At 71.8% G+C, this 13,573-nt stretch carries 15 protein-coding genes and 3 tRNA genes; 14 read left to right on the plus strand and 4 right to left on the minus strand.

The window, feature by feature from the left end; genetic code table 11:
• Complete coding sequence (locus KLO01_RS04105) at positions 1–1,200, plus strand: cysteine desulfurase-like protein (RefSeq protein ID WP_147062350.1); 1,200 nt, start codon at positions 1–3, stop codon at positions 1,198–1,200.
• Between the two features lie 111 nt (positions 1,201–1,311).
• Here KLO01_RS04105 and KLO01_RS04110 read toward each other — a convergent pair whose 3' ends face one another.
• Positions 1,312–2,643: an alpha-hydroxy-acid oxidizing protein gene (locus KLO01_RS04110; RefSeq protein ID WP_246136039.1), complete on the minus strand. Its 1,332-nt coding sequence runs from the start codon at positions 2,641–2,643 to the stop codon at positions 1,312–1,314.
• Positions 2,644–2,692: 49 nt separating this feature from the next.
• Here KLO01_RS04110 and KLO01_RS04115 point away from each other — a divergent pair, with 49 nt between their 5' ends.
• The 6 genes from KLO01_RS04115 to KLO01_RS04140 all read left to right on the plus strand — a co-directional run bounded on the left by KLO01_RS04115 (position 2,693) and on the right by KLO01_RS04140 (position 6,231).
• Positions 2,693–3,748 carry a PHP domain-containing protein gene (locus KLO01_RS04115; protein WP_147062354.1) on the plus strand — a complete coding sequence of 352 codons (1,056 nt, stop codon included), beginning with the start codon at positions 2,693–2,695 and terminating at the stop codon, positions 3,746–3,748.
• A gap of 66 nt (positions 3,749–3,814) precedes the next feature.
• Entirely contained in the window at positions 3,815–4,771 is a 957-nt protein-coding gene (locus KLO01_RS04120; RefSeq protein ID WP_147062356.1) for a hypothetical protein, read from the plus strand.
• A complete protein-coding gene (locus KLO01_RS04125) occupies positions 4,768–5,142 on the plus strand; it encodes a GntR family transcriptional regulator (protein WP_147062359.1) in 375 nt (124 codons plus the stop codon). The genes KLO01_RS04120 and KLO01_RS04125 overlap by 4 nt, the downstream gene beginning before the upstream one ends.
• 201 nt (positions 5,143–5,343) lie before the next feature.
• A tRNA-Glu gene (locus KLO01_RS04130) sits at positions 5,344–5,416 on the plus strand.
• 26 nt (positions 5,417–5,442) lie between these two features.
• A tRNA-Asp gene (locus KLO01_RS04135) sits at positions 5,443–5,516 on the plus strand.
• 91 nt (positions 5,517–5,607) lie between these two features.
• Complete coding sequence (locus tag KLO01_RS04140) at positions 5,608–6,231, plus strand: LysE family transporter (protein ID WP_147062361.1); 624 nt, start codon at positions 5,608–5,610, stop codon at positions 6,229–6,231.
• 10 nt (positions 6,232–6,241) lie between these two features.
• Here the strand turns inward: KLO01_RS04140 and KLO01_RS04145 are convergent, their stop codons facing one another.
• The gene (locus tag KLO01_RS04145; protein WP_147062363.1) at positions 6,242–7,165 is read right to left on the minus strand and encodes an NADP-dependent oxidoreductase; all 924 of its coding nucleotides are present in this window, start codon (positions 7,163–7,165) and stop codon (positions 6,242–6,244) included.
• A 62-nt stretch (positions 7,166–7,227) separates the two neighbouring features.
• Here KLO01_RS04145 and KLO01_RS04150 point away from each other — a divergent pair, with 62 nt between their 5' ends.
• Positions 7,228–7,572 (plus strand): DUF2200 domain-containing protein, encoded by a 345-nt coding sequence (locus tag KLO01_RS04150; RefSeq protein WP_147062365.1) that lies wholly within the window; start codon positions 7,228–7,230, stop codon positions 7,570–7,572.
• A 73-nt stretch (positions 7,573–7,645) separates the two neighbouring features.
• Positions 7,646–7,722 (plus strand) — tRNA-Phe (locus KLO01_RS04155).
• A 78-nt stretch (positions 7,723–7,800) separates the two neighbouring features.
• On the opposite strand, the gene KLO01_RS04160 is transcribed toward KLO01_RS04155, so the two are convergent.
• Entirely contained in the window at positions 7,801–8,436 is a 636-nt protein-coding gene (locus KLO01_RS04160) for a hypothetical protein (RefSeq protein WP_147062367.1), read from the minus strand.
• A 127-nt stretch (positions 8,437–8,563) separates the two neighbouring features.
• On the opposite strand from KLO01_RS04160, the gene KLO01_RS04165 reads away from it, so the two are divergent.
• The 5 genes from KLO01_RS04165 (at position 8,564) to KLO01_RS04185 (ending at position 12,505) form a co-directional block, all read left to right on the plus strand.
• Positions 8,564–8,935: an ArsR/SmtB family transcription factor gene (locus tag KLO01_RS04165; RefSeq protein ID WP_147062369.1), complete on the plus strand. Its 372-nt coding sequence runs from the start codon at positions 8,564–8,566 to the stop codon at positions 8,933–8,935.
• A complete protein-coding gene (locus KLO01_RS04170; protein ID WP_147062371.1) occupies positions 8,932–9,840 on the plus strand; it encodes a cation diffusion facilitator family transporter in 909 nt (302 codons plus the stop codon). Before KLO01_RS04165 ends, KLO01_RS04170 begins: the two co-directional genes overlap by 4 nt.
• A gap of 55 nt (positions 9,841–9,895) precedes the next feature.
• A complete protein-coding gene (locus KLO01_RS04175; protein WP_147062373.1) occupies positions 9,896–10,390 on the plus strand; it encodes an SRPBCC family protein in 495 nt (164 codons plus the stop codon).
• Between the two features lie 127 nt (positions 10,391–10,517).
• The gene (locus tag KLO01_RS17540) at positions 10,518–12,005 is read left to right on the plus strand and encodes a DUF4389 domain-containing protein (protein WP_147062375.1); all 1,488 of its coding nucleotides are present in this window, start codon (positions 10,518–10,520) and stop codon (positions 12,003–12,005) included.
• Entirely contained in the window at positions 12,005–12,505 is a 501-nt protein-coding gene (locus tag KLO01_RS04185) for a flavodoxin family protein (RefSeq protein WP_222611915.1), read from the plus strand. Before KLO01_RS17540 ends, KLO01_RS04185 begins: the two co-directional genes overlap by 1 nt.
• Before the next feature lie 22 nt (positions 12,506–12,527).
• On the opposite strand, the gene KLO01_RS04190 is transcribed toward KLO01_RS04185, so the two are convergent.
• Positions 12,528–13,529 carry a hypothetical protein gene (locus KLO01_RS04190; RefSeq protein WP_147062377.1) on the minus strand — a complete coding sequence of 334 codons (1,002 nt, stop codon included), beginning with the start codon at positions 13,527–13,529 and terminating at the stop codon, positions 12,528–12,530.
• Positions 13,530–13,573 lie beyond the last annotated feature (44 nt).

Raw genomic sequence — 13,573 nt, forward strand, 5'->3', positions numbered from 1 at the left:
ATGACGTACGACGTGGTCGCTGTCCGAGAGCTCTTCCCCGCGCTGCGTGAGGGCGCGGCCCACTTCGACGGGCCCGGTGGCTCGCAGACCCCGACCCCGGTCGCGGAGGCCGTGCGCGACACGCTCCTCTCCGCCATCTCGAACCGCGGCGACGTCACGCCGAGCGAGCGACGGGCCGAGGGCGTCGTCGCCGAGGCGCGGGCCGCGATGGCCGACCTGCTCGGCGCCGACCCCCGCGGGATCGTCTTCGGGCGGAGCGCGACGGCGCTGACCTACGACCTGTCGCGGGCGCTGGCGAAGACCTGGCAGCCGGGTGACGAGATCGTCGTGACGCGGCTCGACCACGACTCCAACATCCGGCCGTGGGTGCAGGCGGCCGAGTCCGTCGGCGCCGTCGTGAAGTGGGCCGACTTCGAGCCGGACACGGGCGAGATGCACTCGGACGCGGTGACGTCGCTCCTCACCGACCGCACCCGGCTCGTCGCGACCACGGCCGCCTCCAACCTCATCGGGACCAAGCCGCCGGTGTGCAAGGTCGCCCGCGCCGTGCACGAGGTCGGCGCCCTGCACTGGGTCGACGGTGTGCACGCCACGGCTCACGCGTCGGTCGACCTCGGGGAGCTGGGGGTGGACTTCTGGACCTGCTCGCCCTACAAGTTCCTCGGGCCGCACATCGGGGTGCTCGCGGCTGCGCCGGAGCTGCTCGAGACGCTCACGATGGACAAGCTGCTGCCGTCGAGCAACGCTGTGCCCGAACGCTTCGAGCTCGGCACGCTGCCCTACGAGCTGCTCGCCGGCACCACCGCCGCGGTCGACGTCCTCGCCACGCTCGACCCGTCGGCGACGGGCTCCCGCCGTGAGCGCATCCTTGCCGGGTTCGAGGCGCTCGAGGAGCACGAGCACCGTCTCCTCTCGCGTCTCGAGGACGGACTTCGCGGTATGCCGTCCGTCCGCCTCTTCTCGAACGCGCGCAAGCGCACACCCACCCTGCTCTTCACCGTCGAGGGGATGACGCCGCAGCAGGTGCGGCGCGCCCTGGCCGAGGGCGGGGTCAACGCGCCGGCGTCGCACTTCTATGCGATCGAGGCGTCACGCCACCTCGGCCTCGGCGACGAGGGCGGGGTGCGGGTCGGGCTGGCGCCGTACACGAACGACGAGGACATCGACCGCCTCCTCGCCGGAGTCGCCGCCCTGGTCTGACACGCCGCCCCACCCGCTCCCCGTGACGAACTCACCAATTCCTCCCCGTTGCCACATGACTGGCGTCCAGCTCGTGTGGCGGAGGGGAGGAATTGGTGAGTTGACCCCGGGTCAGGTGCGGCGTTCGACGAACCCGCCGGTCCTGATGTCGGCGATCGACGCGGCTCCGGTGAGACCCATCGTGAGGTCGAGCTCGGCGACGACGTCCTCGACGACGGCCTGCACCCCGTCGGCGCCGTCGAGCGCGAGCCCGTAGATGTGCGGACGCCCGAGCAGCGTGGCGTCGGCGCCGAGCGCGAGGGCGACGAACACGTCGGCCCCCGACCGGACGCCGCTGTCGAGGAGCACAGTCGGCTCCGGCCCGAGCCGCTCACGGATCGCCACGAGGGCGTCGAGCGAGGCGATCGAGCGGTCGACCTGGCGCCCGCCGTGGTTCGACACGATGATGCCGTCGATGCCCGAGTCGAGGGCCCGCTGCGCGTCGTCCGGGTGGAGGATTCCCTTGAGCAGCACCGGAAGTCGCGTCCGGCTGCGCAGCGTCTCGATGTGCCCCCACGACAGGCCGGGGTTCGAGTAGATGTCGAGGAAGGTCTCGACCGCCGCTCGCGGCTCGGGTGAGCGCAGGTTGTCGCGGGTGCCACCGGGGTGGCGGCGGGCCTGCCGCACGAGGGTGCGCGCACCGCTCGCCGCGGCGACGACCTTCTCAGCACCCTTGGTCCCGGCCAGCGGCGAAGGTCCGTCACCCGCGGCCGCGACCCGCTCTCGCACGATCTCCATGAACCGCGGGTCCGAGGTGTACTGCGCGATGCCGATGCCCTGGGTGAACGGCAGCGACCCGAGGTCGAGGTCGCGCGTGCGCCAGCCGAGCATCGTCGTGTCGAGCGTGACGACGAGTGCCTTCGCCCCGGCGGCCTCTGCCCGTCCGATGAGCGAGTCGACGAGGTCCTCGTCGACCGACCAGTAGAGCTGGTACCACCACGACACATCGCCCATCGCCCGTGCGGTCTCCTCCATCGGGACACAGCCTTGGGTCGAGAAGACGTATGCCGTCCCCGCTGCCGCCGCTCCCCGCGCGATGGACTCGTCGGACCGGGGTGCGACGAGGTCGGCGGCTCCGACCGGGGCGAGAATGACGGGCGTGGCCAGCGGGGTCCCGAGGATCTCGGTGCCCAGGTCCCTCGTGGTGGTGCCGTGGAGCATCCGTGGCACGACCTGCCACCGGTCGAAGGCGTCCCGGTTGGCCCGCACGGTCGCCCCGGCGCCCGCTCCGCCCGCGACGTAGGCCCATGCCTTCGGGCTCATCTCCTTGCGGGCCCGGGCCTCGAGCTCGTCCGGATGGGTCGGCACGCGCGGCGCCTGGCCGAGCGTTCCCCGGCGGTAGATCGCGCTCTGGCGCGCGCGCCCGGGTCCGGTCGTCGGCTCTGACGGCGTCTGCTCACTCACCCGCGCCACGCTAGCGGCGGTCGTCGGAGGTGTGGGCGAGGATGGGGCCATGGTTGCGCTCCTCACCCCGCTCGAGGCCCCCGTCGAACCCACCGAGGCCCTGCGCCGCATCGCGTTCCTCCTCGAGCGCAACCGGGCCGGCACCTACCGCGTCGAGGCCTTCCGCAACGCGGTCAAGGCGCTCAAGGAGATCGGCGACGACGAGCTGGAGGAGCGGGTCGAGGCCGGCACCCTCCAGGAGATCCACGGCATCGGCAAGTCCACGTCAGCGGTCGTGGAGGAGGCAGCGCGAGGTGAGCTGCCGGCATACCTCGAGTCGTTGCAGGACAAGAGCGGTGGTCCGCTCGCGAGCGGGGGCGAGGACCTGTATGCCGCGTTGCGCGGGGACTGCCACCTGCACTCCGACTGGTCCGACGGCGGGTCGCCGATCGACGAGATGGTGCTCACCGGGATCGAGCTGGGGCACGAGTGGATGGTGCTCACCGACCACTCCCCTCAGCTGCGCGTCGCCAACGGCCTCACCGTCGAGCGGCTGACCAAGCAGCTCGCCATCGTCGACGCGATCAACCGCGGTGTGGGAGAGGCGTTCCGGCTCTTCAAGGGCATCGAGGTCGACATCCTCGACGACGGTGCGCTCGACCAGACCGACGCCATGCTCGCGCAGCTCGACCTCGTCACGGCGTCGGTCCACAGCAAGCTCCGGATGAACTCCGCGCCGATGACGAAGCGGATGGTCGCCGCCGTCCTCAACCCGCGCGTCAACGTCCTCGGGCACTGCACGGGGCGGCTCGTCGAGGGGTCGCGCGGCAAGCGGCCGCAGTCCGACTTCGACGCGCGTGCGGTGTTCGAAGCATGCCTCGAGGGCGACACGGCCGTCGAGATCAACAGCCGCCCCGAGCGCCAGGACCCGCCCGACGAGCTCATCGAGCTCGCGCTCGAGATCGGCTGCCTGTTCTCGATCGACTCCGACGCGCACGCTCCCGGCCAGCTCGACATGAAGGCCTACGGGTGCGAGCGAGCCGAGCGGCTCGGTGTGCCCTGGGACCGGATCGTCACGACGTGGGACGCCGACCGGCTCCACGCCTGGGCCAACCCCAGCCGCTGAGGACGCTTGACGCCGGCCCCGAGTTATGTCTCAATGAATCAACACATTGCGACAAAGGAGTCAGGCATGGACGACCAGCTCATCACGCGGCTCGTGACGTGGACAGCGCTCTTCGCGGCGAACGTCCTCATCGCCTTGATCGTCGTCCTCGTCATGCGACGACGAGGTCCGGTGTGGGCGTCGACCGCATCGAGCGCCTCGATGCTCGCCCTCGTGCTGTCCTTCCTCGTGCCGGCGTTCGTCCTGCCGGCGGCCGGTGAGGAGCGCCCCTTCGTCGAGACCGCCCCCACCGCGATCCTCACGCTCTGCGCCGTCGTCGTCGTCACCACCGCCCTCGGGTCGCGCCTCAGCCGCGTGCCCGCCACGGGAGACGTCCGGAGCGCCACCATCGCACCACGGCGGCTCTTCGTCGCCCGGGTGCCCCACCAGCGCCTTGCTGCGCTCGTCACGGCCGGTGTCGCCTTCACCGGCATGGCAGCGGCGAGCCTCATGGCGACCGACGGCACGATGCTGGTGCGGCGGCACGACGGCGCCAGCGGCGTGGCGCGCGACTTCGCGGGTTGGCCTGCGATGCTTCCGGCGGTCGTGGCCGGCCTGGCCCTGGCAGGCAGCGTGTGGTGGGCTCTGCGCGAGATCCACGACCGCCCCCGGGTCGCCGACCCGCTCGACACGCACCTACGGGCGCGGGACGCCTCGCGAGTCCTGCGGGCCACGACCTTCGGTTTCGCGGTCACGGGCAGCGCCATCCTGTTCTCGATGGGTGCCCACATGAACGAGGCCACGCAGCGCTTGCGCGGCGCGTCCGAGACCGCACCCCGCGCTCCGGGGGATCTCTACCAGTGGCTCGCCTTCGGCCTCTACGTCCCCGCCGTCGCGCTGGCCCTCGTGGCACTCGCGGCACTGGCCGGCTCGGTCGGCTCGCGGGCAGAGCTCGAATGGGCCACCCGCCCGAACTCCCACGCCGCCGCTGACGCTGACGGCACAGGCCGCGACGGTCGCGTCGATGCCAAGGCACGTACATGAGCGACGTCGTCATCACCGTCGACGTCTCCGCCGCGGAGCCGCCCTACGAGCAGGTCCGCGCCCAGCTCGCCGGCCTCATCGCCCGGGGCAACCTCGCCGAGGGTGACCGCCTGCCCACCGTGCGCGCCCTCGCCGGCGATCTCGGGCTCGCCGTCAACACGGTGGCCCGTGCCTACAAGGAGCTCGAGGCCGAGGGCCTGGTCACGACGAGGCGCCGGGCGGGCACCGTCGTCGCCGGGGGCGGCCACGCCACCGACGTCGCGCTCCACCGCAGCGCCGCCGCCTATGCCCTGTCCGCCGCGAAGGCAGGGCTGAGCGAGTCGGCGGCGATCGACCTCGTCCGCGCAGCGCTGCGGGAGGCGCGCACCTGAGGCGGGCGGACGGCATACGGGAGGGTGCCGTGGCGAGTGCCAAGGGCGTCGGATCCGACGCTTTCGGCACTCGCCACCACCGCATTGCGAGCACGAAACCGGCTCGTTTTGGAACCTGCGCAAGAGTCCCTTATGCTTTCCGAGTCCACGACGGATCCGAGCGCTGCGCGCTGCGCGACGTGGGTTCCTGTCGGAAGACGGGTCCCCATCGTCTAGCGGCCCAGGACCCCGCCCTTTCACGGCGGTAGCACGGGTTCGAATCCCGTTGGGGATACGCAAGTCAAGGTCTTGTACCAACAAGGCCCCGTAGCGCAGTTGGTTAGCGCGCCGCCCTGTCACGGCGGAGGTCGCGGGTTCGAGTCCCGTCGGGGTCGCAGAGAGTGCGACGAGCAGAACGAGAGGCCCACACCACCACGGTGTGGGCCTCTCGTCGTCCCGGCGTCATCAGGCCCTAGCCTGTCGCCCATGTCGTGGTCGGTCTGGCTGTCCCTCGTGGTGACCGGGGTCCTCATCTCGTTCACGCCCGGAGCCGGTGCCATCAACACGATGGCCAACTCGCTGGGCGTCGGGTGGACCCGCTCGATCTGGGGGATCCTCGGCCAGCAGATCGCGCTGGTCATCCACATCGTCGTCGTGGCCGCGGGGCTGGGCGTGCTCGTCGCGAGCTCCCCCGCCCTCTTCAGCGTCATCCGGTATGCCGGCGCCGGCTACCTCGTCTACCTCGGCGTCCGCCAGTGGCTCGCGCGCACGACCACCGACGACGGCGAGCCAACGACGACCCGCACCCGGACGCCGTCGGCCATGCTGCGGCGCGGGATCCTCGTCAACCTCACGAACCCGAAGGCCGTGGTCTTCTTCCTCGCGTTCATCCCGCAGTTCACCCGGCCCGACCGCCCCCTGCTGCCGCAGTACCTCGTGCTCGCGGCGACGATCGTCGTCATCGACGTCGTCGTCATGTGGTGCTTCTTCGCGACGGCCGCGCGGGGCCTGCGACGGATCACAGGCACCCCGCGCGGGCAGCGGGCGATGAACCGGACGTTCGGCGGGCTCTTCGTCGGGGTCGGCCTGCTGCTCGCCGCCGCTCACTGACCCCGAGGGCTCAGCGGCTGACCTCGATCGCGATCTTGCCGCGCACGTGCCCGCCCTGGCTCAGCGCGTAGGCCTGGGCTGCGTCCTCGAGCGCGAACACCTCGGCCACCGGCACCGTGAGGGCACCCGCGTCGGCGAGGTCGGAGAGTGCCTGGAGGTCCGAGGGGTCCGGACGCACCCAGGCGGAGAGGCCGCCGGCCTCGGCGACCGTGCCGTCGGTGATGGAGCCGTGCCGACCACCCTCGGCGAGAACGGCCTTCGTCGTCTCGAGCACCCCTCCGACGAGGTCGAGGACGACGTCGACGCCGTCGGGCGCCAGCTCGCGCACGCGCTCGACCAGCCCGTCGCCGTACGTCACCGGCTCCGCGCCGAGTTCGCGCAGGAAGTCGTGGTTGCCCTCGGAGGCCGTGCCGATGACGCGCGCGCCGAGGTGGCGGGCGATCTGGACGGCGAGGAGGCCGACGCCACCTGCGGCGGCGTGGACGAGCACCGTCTCGCCCTTGCTCGTGCCGAGCCGGTTGAGGAGCTGGTATGCCGTGAGGCCCGCGAGCGGGAGCCCCGCGGCCTGGTGCCAGTCGAGGCTCTTCGGCTTGCGGGCGACGGTGCGGACCGGCGCCGCGACGAGCTCGGCGAAGGTGCCGTGCTGCACCCAGTCCTTGCGGGCGTAGGCGATGACCTCGTCACCGACCTCGTACTCCGGGGTGTCGAGCCCGACCTGCTCCACGACGCCCGACACGTCCCACCCGGGGATGGCGGGGAAGTCGACCTGCATGAGGCCGTCGAGGTAGCCACCCATGACCTTCCAGTCGACCGGGTTGACCGAGGCGCTGCGCACCCGGATGAGGACCTCGCCGGGCCCGACCCGGGGGTCGGGGACGTCGGTGAGGGTGAGGCTGTCGGGGGTGCCGTACTCGGTGTAGGTGATGGCTCGCATGGTCGGGGCAACGCCGGGGCGAGGGGTCAACATTCCGCGGGCACACGGCATACGCTCCCTGTATGAGTGAAAGGGTCTTCCGCATGCCGGTCGCGTCGGTCTATCCCCACTACGTGACCAAGGCCGAGAAGAAGGGCCGCACGCAGGCCGAGGTCGACGAGGTCATCCGGTGGCTCACCGGGTACGACGACGACGAGCTCAAGCGGCACCTCGACGAGGAGACGACGTTCGAGGACTTCTTCGCGCAGGCCGACCTCAACCCGAGGTCCTCGCTCATCACCGGCTCCGTGTGCGGGGTCAAGGTGCAGGAGGTGGAGGACCCGCTCATGCAGCGGATCCGCTTCCTCGACAAGCTCGTCGACGAGCTCGCCAAAGGCCGGCCGATGGACAAGGTCCTGCGCGCCTGAGCGGTTTTCGGACAGGCCCGCGCGTTGGGTTATAGTTGCCGTCGCGTCGGGGAGACCTGACGCGTTGTCACACGGCCAGGTAGCTCAGTTGGTACGAGCGTCCGACTGAAAATCGGAAGGTCGACGGTTCGACCCCGTCCCTGGCCACCACCACGAAACCGCAGGTATGCCGTCCTGGCACCTGCGGTTTCGTCGTTCCCGGGCGTGCGTCGGCGGTCGCCCCAGCGCTCAGTCCTGCTGGGCGAGCAGGGGCGGCAGGAGATGCTCGAGCAGGCCGACCTCCTCGACGTTGTGCCGGAGCCAGGCGCGCGCCATGGCGTCGGGGAACGTCCGCTGCGTGAGGAACCGGTTGACCGGCATGAACGCACGGCCCCGGGCGCCGAGGTCCATGACGCTCACGTAGTGCGTGCCGCTCGCACCCCGCGACCACGTGTGCTCGAGCTGGAAGATGGGTACCCCGGCAAGGCGCCGCACGAGCCGGATCCCCGTCTCGTCGAGCTTCTCGACCGTCTCGGTCGAGTCGACGTAGAACTCCGGCCGCCGCTGGAAGGCCTCGACGATGCGGAACCTCGCGCCCTCCCCCGCACCCCCACCGGGTGCCGGTCGGGCGAGCTCCCACCGGATGTGGTCCTCCGGGTGCCAGACGAGGTACTTCGGCACCCGGTGGCCGCCGTAGTCCATCTCGCCACCGAGGTGGCGGAACCACCAGTGCAGCATCGCGGGCGTGACCCCGGCGAGCGGCTGGTGGTCGATGGTCAGCCGTCGCCGGTGGTGCGGCAGGTCCTGAACGCTCGTGACCGCGGACGTCAGCTCGCGCAGCGGGTACAGGCGCGACCTCGGCGCCGGCATCGGGATCCTCGTCATGGCCTGCTCCTCAGGGCGGCGCCGTGTGCTGCGGCGGGCTGCCTCCACGCTAGGGCGACCCGGGTGGAGGCGCAGGTGAACGGAGTCGATAACATCTGAGCACCTGTTCAGACATGGAGGTCACCTCGTGAGCCAAGCCGTCGCCCTCGACGCCTGCACCGACGGCTGCGTCCACCCGGACAAGGTCGCGCTGGTCGTCGCCAACGCACCCGACCCCGACGAGCTCTCGGTCGTCACCCAGGTCTTCAAGCTGCTCGGCGACCCGACGCGAGCCCGGCTGCTCTACGCCCTGCTCGAGGCGGGCGAGCTGTGTGTGTGCGACCTGGCCGCAGCCACCTCGACCGCCGAGTCGACGGTGAGCCAGGCACTGCGGATGCTGCGCGCCTCCGGGGTCGTCGCCGGGCGGCGCGAGGGGCGCAACGTCTTCTACCGCCTCTCCGACGGGCACGTCCGGATGCTGCTCGACGTCACCCGCGAGCACGTCGTCCACACCCGATGAGCGGACACTCGCACTCGCACGGAGCCGTCGCCGGCGGGCACGCCGGCGGGCGTCACCGCTGGCGCCTGGCCATCGCGTTCGGGCTCGTCGCCGCGTTCTTCGGCGTCGAGCTCGTCGTCGGGATCCTGTCGCAGTCCCTCGCACTGCTCTCCGACGCGGGCCACATGGCCGCCGACGTCGTCACTCTCGGCGCGGCGCTCGTCGCGACCCGCATCGCCACCCGTCCGGACACCACGGGGCGGCGCACCTTCGGCTCGTACCGCGCCGAGATCTTCGCCTCCGGCTTCGCCGTCCTCGTCATGCTCGCGGTCTCGGTGTACATCGTCATCGAGGCGATCGGCCGGATCGGCTCCTCGACCGAGGTCGGCTCCACCGCGATGTTCGTCGTCGGTGGCATCGGCCTCGCCGTCAACGTCGTCTCGCTGCTCCTGCTGCGCGGTGGCGCCTCCGAGAGCCTCAACGTCAAGGGCGCCTACCTCGAGGTCGTCGCCGACACGGTGGGCTCGGTCGGCGTCATCGTTGCGGCCGCCCTCGTCCTCACGACCGGCTCGGCCGTCTGGGACACCGTCGTCGCCCTCGCGATCGGTGCGTTCGTCATGGTCCGGGCGCTCCGGCTCGGTCGCGAGGTCGTCGCCGTCCTCGGCCAGCACGCCCCCGCGAACGCCGTGCCCGAGGACGTCCTGCGGGCCCTCGAGGCCGTCGACGGCGTGAGCGAGGTCCACGACCTCCACGTCTGGACCCTCACCTCGGGGATGGACGTCGCCACGGCCCACCTCGTCGCCGGCGGCGCCGTCGAAGGAGTGCTCGACGGGGCCACGACCGTCCTGCGCGAGCAGTTCGACATCGCCCACGCGACCCTGCAGGTCGAGACGAGCGACAAGCAGTGCCGCGGCGTCGACTGGTGACGAGAATGGCGACCTGACGAGACGCACCGAGCACCACACGGAGCAGGAGGACCAGATGGACCACGACGACGGCCGCGCCGCGAACAGTCAGGGCCAGCCCCAGCAGCGGACGGTGGCTGCACCGGCCGAGCGCGTGTGGGAGGTGCTGGCCGACGGCTGGAGCTATGCGACCTGGGTCGTGGGCACGGCGCGAATCCGTGACGTCGACACGACGTGGCCCCAGCCGGGCTCCCGCATCCACCACTCCGTGGGCCTGTGGCCGGTGTTGCTGTCGGACACCACGTGCGTCGAGGCCTGCGAGCCCGGTCGGCACCTCGTGCTCACCGCTCGTGGATGGCCACTCGGGGAGGCGCGGGTCGAGCTGCTCGTCGAGTCCGACGGACCGGGGAGCTGCACCGTCACGATGACCGAGGACGCGGTCTCCGGGCCCGGAAGTCTGCCTCCGCGCCTCGTGCGCCAGGCCATGATCCTGCCGCGCAACCACGAGGCCCTGAGGCGGCTGGCCTACCTCGCCGAGGGTGGCACGGGGCCGCTCGGTCGGCGGCACTGAGGCCCGGTCCTCCCGCCGTCCGGGCAACCCACCCGAAGGCGTGAGGCCGAAGGTCCCTTCTCGCGCGTCGTGTCGGCGAGGACCGTGGAAGCGGGACAGGAACCCGCAACCCAAGGTCGTGATTCTCATGGCGGCATCCACCCAGTCCGCCCCATCCCCCACCTTCCACCCCTCCCCCGTCCACGTCGACGCGGTGGACCAGCCGGCTGTCTCGCGATGGCTGTGGCTCGTCAAGTGGCTCCTCGCCATCCCGCACTACATCGTCCTCGCGTTCCTGTGGGCGGCCTTCGTCGTCCTCAGCGTGGTCGCCCTCGTCTCGATCCTCGTCACCGGTCGGTACCCCCGCGCGATCTTCGACTTCAACGTCGGCGTGCTGCGGTGGTGGTGGCGGGTGAGCTACTACTCCTACGGCGCCCTGGCCACGGACCGCTACCCACCCTTCAGCCTCTCCGAGGACCCGGACTACCCGGCGCACCTCGAGGTCGACTACCCCGAGCACCTCTCGCGCGGACTGGCCCTGGTGAAGTGGTGGCTGCTCGCCATCCCCCACTACCTCGTCGTCGGTGTGCTCATCGGCGGCGGCACGGCGGTCGCGTGGCAGGCGGACGACAACGGGCGCTGGGTCTTCGGGGGCGGGCTCGTGGGCCTGCTCGCGATCGTCGCCGCCGTGGTCGTCGCCTTCACGGGCGCCTACCCACGCCCGCTCTACGACCTGCTGCTCGGGCTCAACCGGTGGGTGCTGCGCGTCGCGGCGTATGCCGGCCTCATGACGGACGAGTACCCGCCGTTCCGTCTCGACCAGGGCCCGCACGAGCCCGACGGGCGCATGGTCCTGCGGTCGGGCGGTGCGCCCTCGGCCCGCGACGCCGCCCGGGCAGCCGGGTCCCCCGGTGCCCCGGCGGCGGCCCCGCCACCGACGTCGTCCCTCCCGCCCAGGGGCGGCTGGGGTGCCGGCTCGGTCATCACGGTCGTCGTCGGCTGCGTCGCGGCGCTCACCTCACTGGCTCTCGTGACCGGGGGCGTGGCCGCCCTCGTCGCGGACAACGTGGCGCGTGACGCCGACGGCTACGTCATGTCGCAGCCCGAGAGGTTCACGAGCGACGGCAGCGCGGTCCTCTTCAGTGACCTCGAGCTCGACACGACCGGAGCGGGCTGGGTGCCGGAGCAGCTGATCGGCGACGTCCGCGTCGTCGTGACACCGGCGGCCCCGGCCACCTCCACCTTCTTCGGGATCGGGCCCGCCTCCGACGTCACCGCCTACCTCCGCGGTGCCACCTACAGCGTCGAGCGTGGTCCCGGTCTGACGCCGCAGCAGGTGACCGGCTCCACCACCCCGGTCGCGCCGACGACGGCGACCTTCTGGGACGCCTCGGTGACGGGAGCCTCCGATCAGGAGCTGAGCTGGTCGCCACGCGACGGGAGCTGGTCCGCGGTCCTCATGAACGTCGACGGCACTCCCACGGTGGCTGCGGACGTGGCCATCGGTGCGACCTTCCCCTGGCTGACCCGGCTCGGCGTGGGGCTGCTCCTCGGCGGTCTCGCCGTCGCGGTCCTCAGCGCGGCGCTCGTCGTCCTCGCCCTCCGTCAGGTCGGCGCCGGTGGGAGGCGGTCCTGATGACACACGCCTGGGTCGTCTACGAGTCGATGTTCGGCAACACCCGTGAGGTCGCGCAGGCCGTGGCCGAGGGTCTGCGCGAGGGCGCGCAGGTCGAGGTGCACGAGGTCTCGACGGCCTCGCCCCTGCCACCGGACCTCGACCTCCTCGTGGTGGGTGGCCCCACCCACGCCTTCGGGCTCAGCCGGGCGTCCAGCCGCGACGACGCGGCCACCAAGGCGCACCGACCGGTCGAGTCGGCGACGATGGGCGTGCGCGAATGGCTCGCCGCACTCGACGGCGCGAGCGTGCCCACGGCATACGCGACGTTCGACACCCGGGTGAACCACCCCCGTCTGCCGGGCTCGGCCGCCAAGAAGGCGGCCAAGCGCCTGCGCCGGCTCGGCGGCACCGCGTCGGCCGACCCGCAGTCGTTCTGGGTCGAGGGCACCGAGGGGCCGCTGGTCGACGGTGAGCTGGAGCGAGCGCGCGGGTGGGGCCGAGCGCTCGCCCGTCGCTGACGCGTCGGTCAGCAGCTGCAGGTCACGGCGTCAGACGGCTGCCGGCCGGCACCGGGAACGGGTGGCCGAGGTTGGCGAGCCGTCCACGCACCTGGTTCTGCGCCTGGCAGTCGGTCGTGCAGGTCGTCGGCGGGTTGGCGACCTCCGTGGCGTCCTCCCCGGTGACGAACCCCATCCGGCCGCCGCTGGCGACGTCCCACACCGACACCCCGCCGCAGTGGCGCACGCTCGGCGTGAGCGGGGTCGCGGTGTTGCAGGCGGGCTGGGGCACGCGCGTCGCCACCTGCGAGCTGTCCCGGACGACGAACTTCGGTGAGAGGTCGTTGGCGATGTTGACGCGGGCCGTGACCTGGACGCAGAACTGCCCGGCCGGACCGGTCGTCGAGCTGGTGCAGCCCGAACCGAGGAACTGCCCGATCCGCGCCCGGAAGGTGGGGTTGTCGAAGTAGAACGGCGTGAGCCCCGGCGTCGCCGACCGGGCCAGCGTGTGGGTGATCCGCGTGGTGCCGCCGTCAGAGCGTTGGGGCTCCATCTGGAAGATGCCGCCCTGCGCGCAGTCCTTGGCCTGGATCTTCATCGACAGCCCGTTGCCCGTGCGCTGGAGGCTGAGCTGCTCCTCGTCGAGCTCGACGGCGATCCCGCTGCCCAGGGTGAGGCCGCGGTGGTCGGGCACCTTGCTGGCATAGACCGGGGTGAACCGCCCGCCGGTGATGTCGAGCTCGTTGGCCGCGCCGGTGAACGCCTGGTCGAGCACCGCGAAGTCCGCGCTGCGCACCTCGAACTGGGTGTAGCGACCGCGCACCGCGAACGTGCTCCCCAGCCGGTCCGCCGGGATCGTCGTGCGGATGCGGTCCTTGCCCGAGGCGGCGACGGTCGCCCCCGTCGTGAGGTTCACGAGGCGATAGCCCCCGTCGACACACCCCTTCGACGACGCGGCCCGTGCCGGGAGCGTGGCGCCGACACCTGCCGCCCCCAGTGCCGCGATGGCGAGGGCCACCCCGATGATGCGTGCTCTGCCTGCCATGACTCTCTCCTCTGCTCGCTGCGTCGTGTGCAGGGCACACTCAA

Origin of the sequence: Knoellia locipacati (genome assembly GCF_007992835.1) — a bacterium.
In the GTDB taxonomy this organism is placed as follows: domain Bacteria; phylum Actinomycetota; class Actinomycetes; order Actinomycetales; family Dermatophilaceae; genus Knoellia; species Knoellia locipacati.

What these genes read in the sequence shown, in the direction of transcription:
- KLO01_RS04105 (WP_147062350.1), top strand. Translation starts at nt 1, where the DNA reads ATGACGTACGACGTGGTCGCTGTCCGAGAGCTCTTCCCCGCGCTGCGT.
- KLO01_RS04115 (WP_147062354.1), top strand. Translation starts at nt 2,693, where the DNA reads ATGGTTGCGCTCCTCACCCCGCTCGAGGCCCCCGTCGAACCCACCGAG.
- KLO01_RS04120 (WP_147062356.1), top strand. Translation starts at nt 3,815, where the DNA reads ATGGACGACCAGCTCATCACGCGGCTCGTGACGTGGACAGCGCTCTTC.
- KLO01_RS04125 (WP_147062359.1), top strand. Translation starts at nt 4,768, where the DNA reads ATGAGCGACGTCGTCATCACCGTCGACGTCTCCGCCGCGGAGCCGCCC.
- KLO01_RS04140 (WP_147062361.1), top strand. Translation starts at nt 5,608, where the DNA reads ATGTCGTGGTCGGTCTGGCTGTCCCTCGTGGTGACCGGGGTCCTCATC.
- KLO01_RS04145 (WP_147062363.1), bottom strand. Translation starts at nt 7,165, where the DNA reads ATGCGAGCCATCACCTACACCGAGTACGGCACCCCCGACAGCCTCACC.
- KLO01_RS04150 (WP_147062365.1), top strand. Translation starts at nt 7,228, where the DNA reads ATGAGTGAAAGGGTCTTCCGCATGCCGGTCGCGTCGGTCTATCCCCAC.
- KLO01_RS04160 (WP_147062367.1), bottom strand. Translation starts at nt 8,436, where the DNA reads ATGACGAGGATCCCGATGCCGGCGCCGAGGTCGCGCCTGTACCCGCTG.
- KLO01_RS04170 (WP_147062371.1), top strand. Translation starts at nt 8,932, where the DNA reads ATGAGCGGACACTCGCACTCGCACGGAGCCGTCGCCGGCGGGCACGCC.
- KLO01_RS04175 (WP_147062373.1), top strand. Translation starts at nt 9,896, where the DNA reads ATGGACCACGACGACGGCCGCGCCGCGAACAGTCAGGGCCAGCCCCAG.
- KLO01_RS17540 (WP_147062375.1), top strand. Translation starts at nt 10,518, where the DNA reads ATGGCGGCATCCACCCAGTCCGCCCCATCCCCCACCTTCCACCCCTCC.
- KLO01_RS04185 (WP_222611915.1), top strand. Translation starts at nt 12,005, where the DNA reads ATGACACACGCCTGGGTCGTCTACGAGTCGATGTTCGGCAACACCCGT.
- KLO01_RS04190 (WP_147062377.1), bottom strand. Translation starts at nt 13,529, where the DNA reads ATGGCAGGCAGAGCACGCATCATCGGGGTGGCCCTCGCCATCGCGGCA.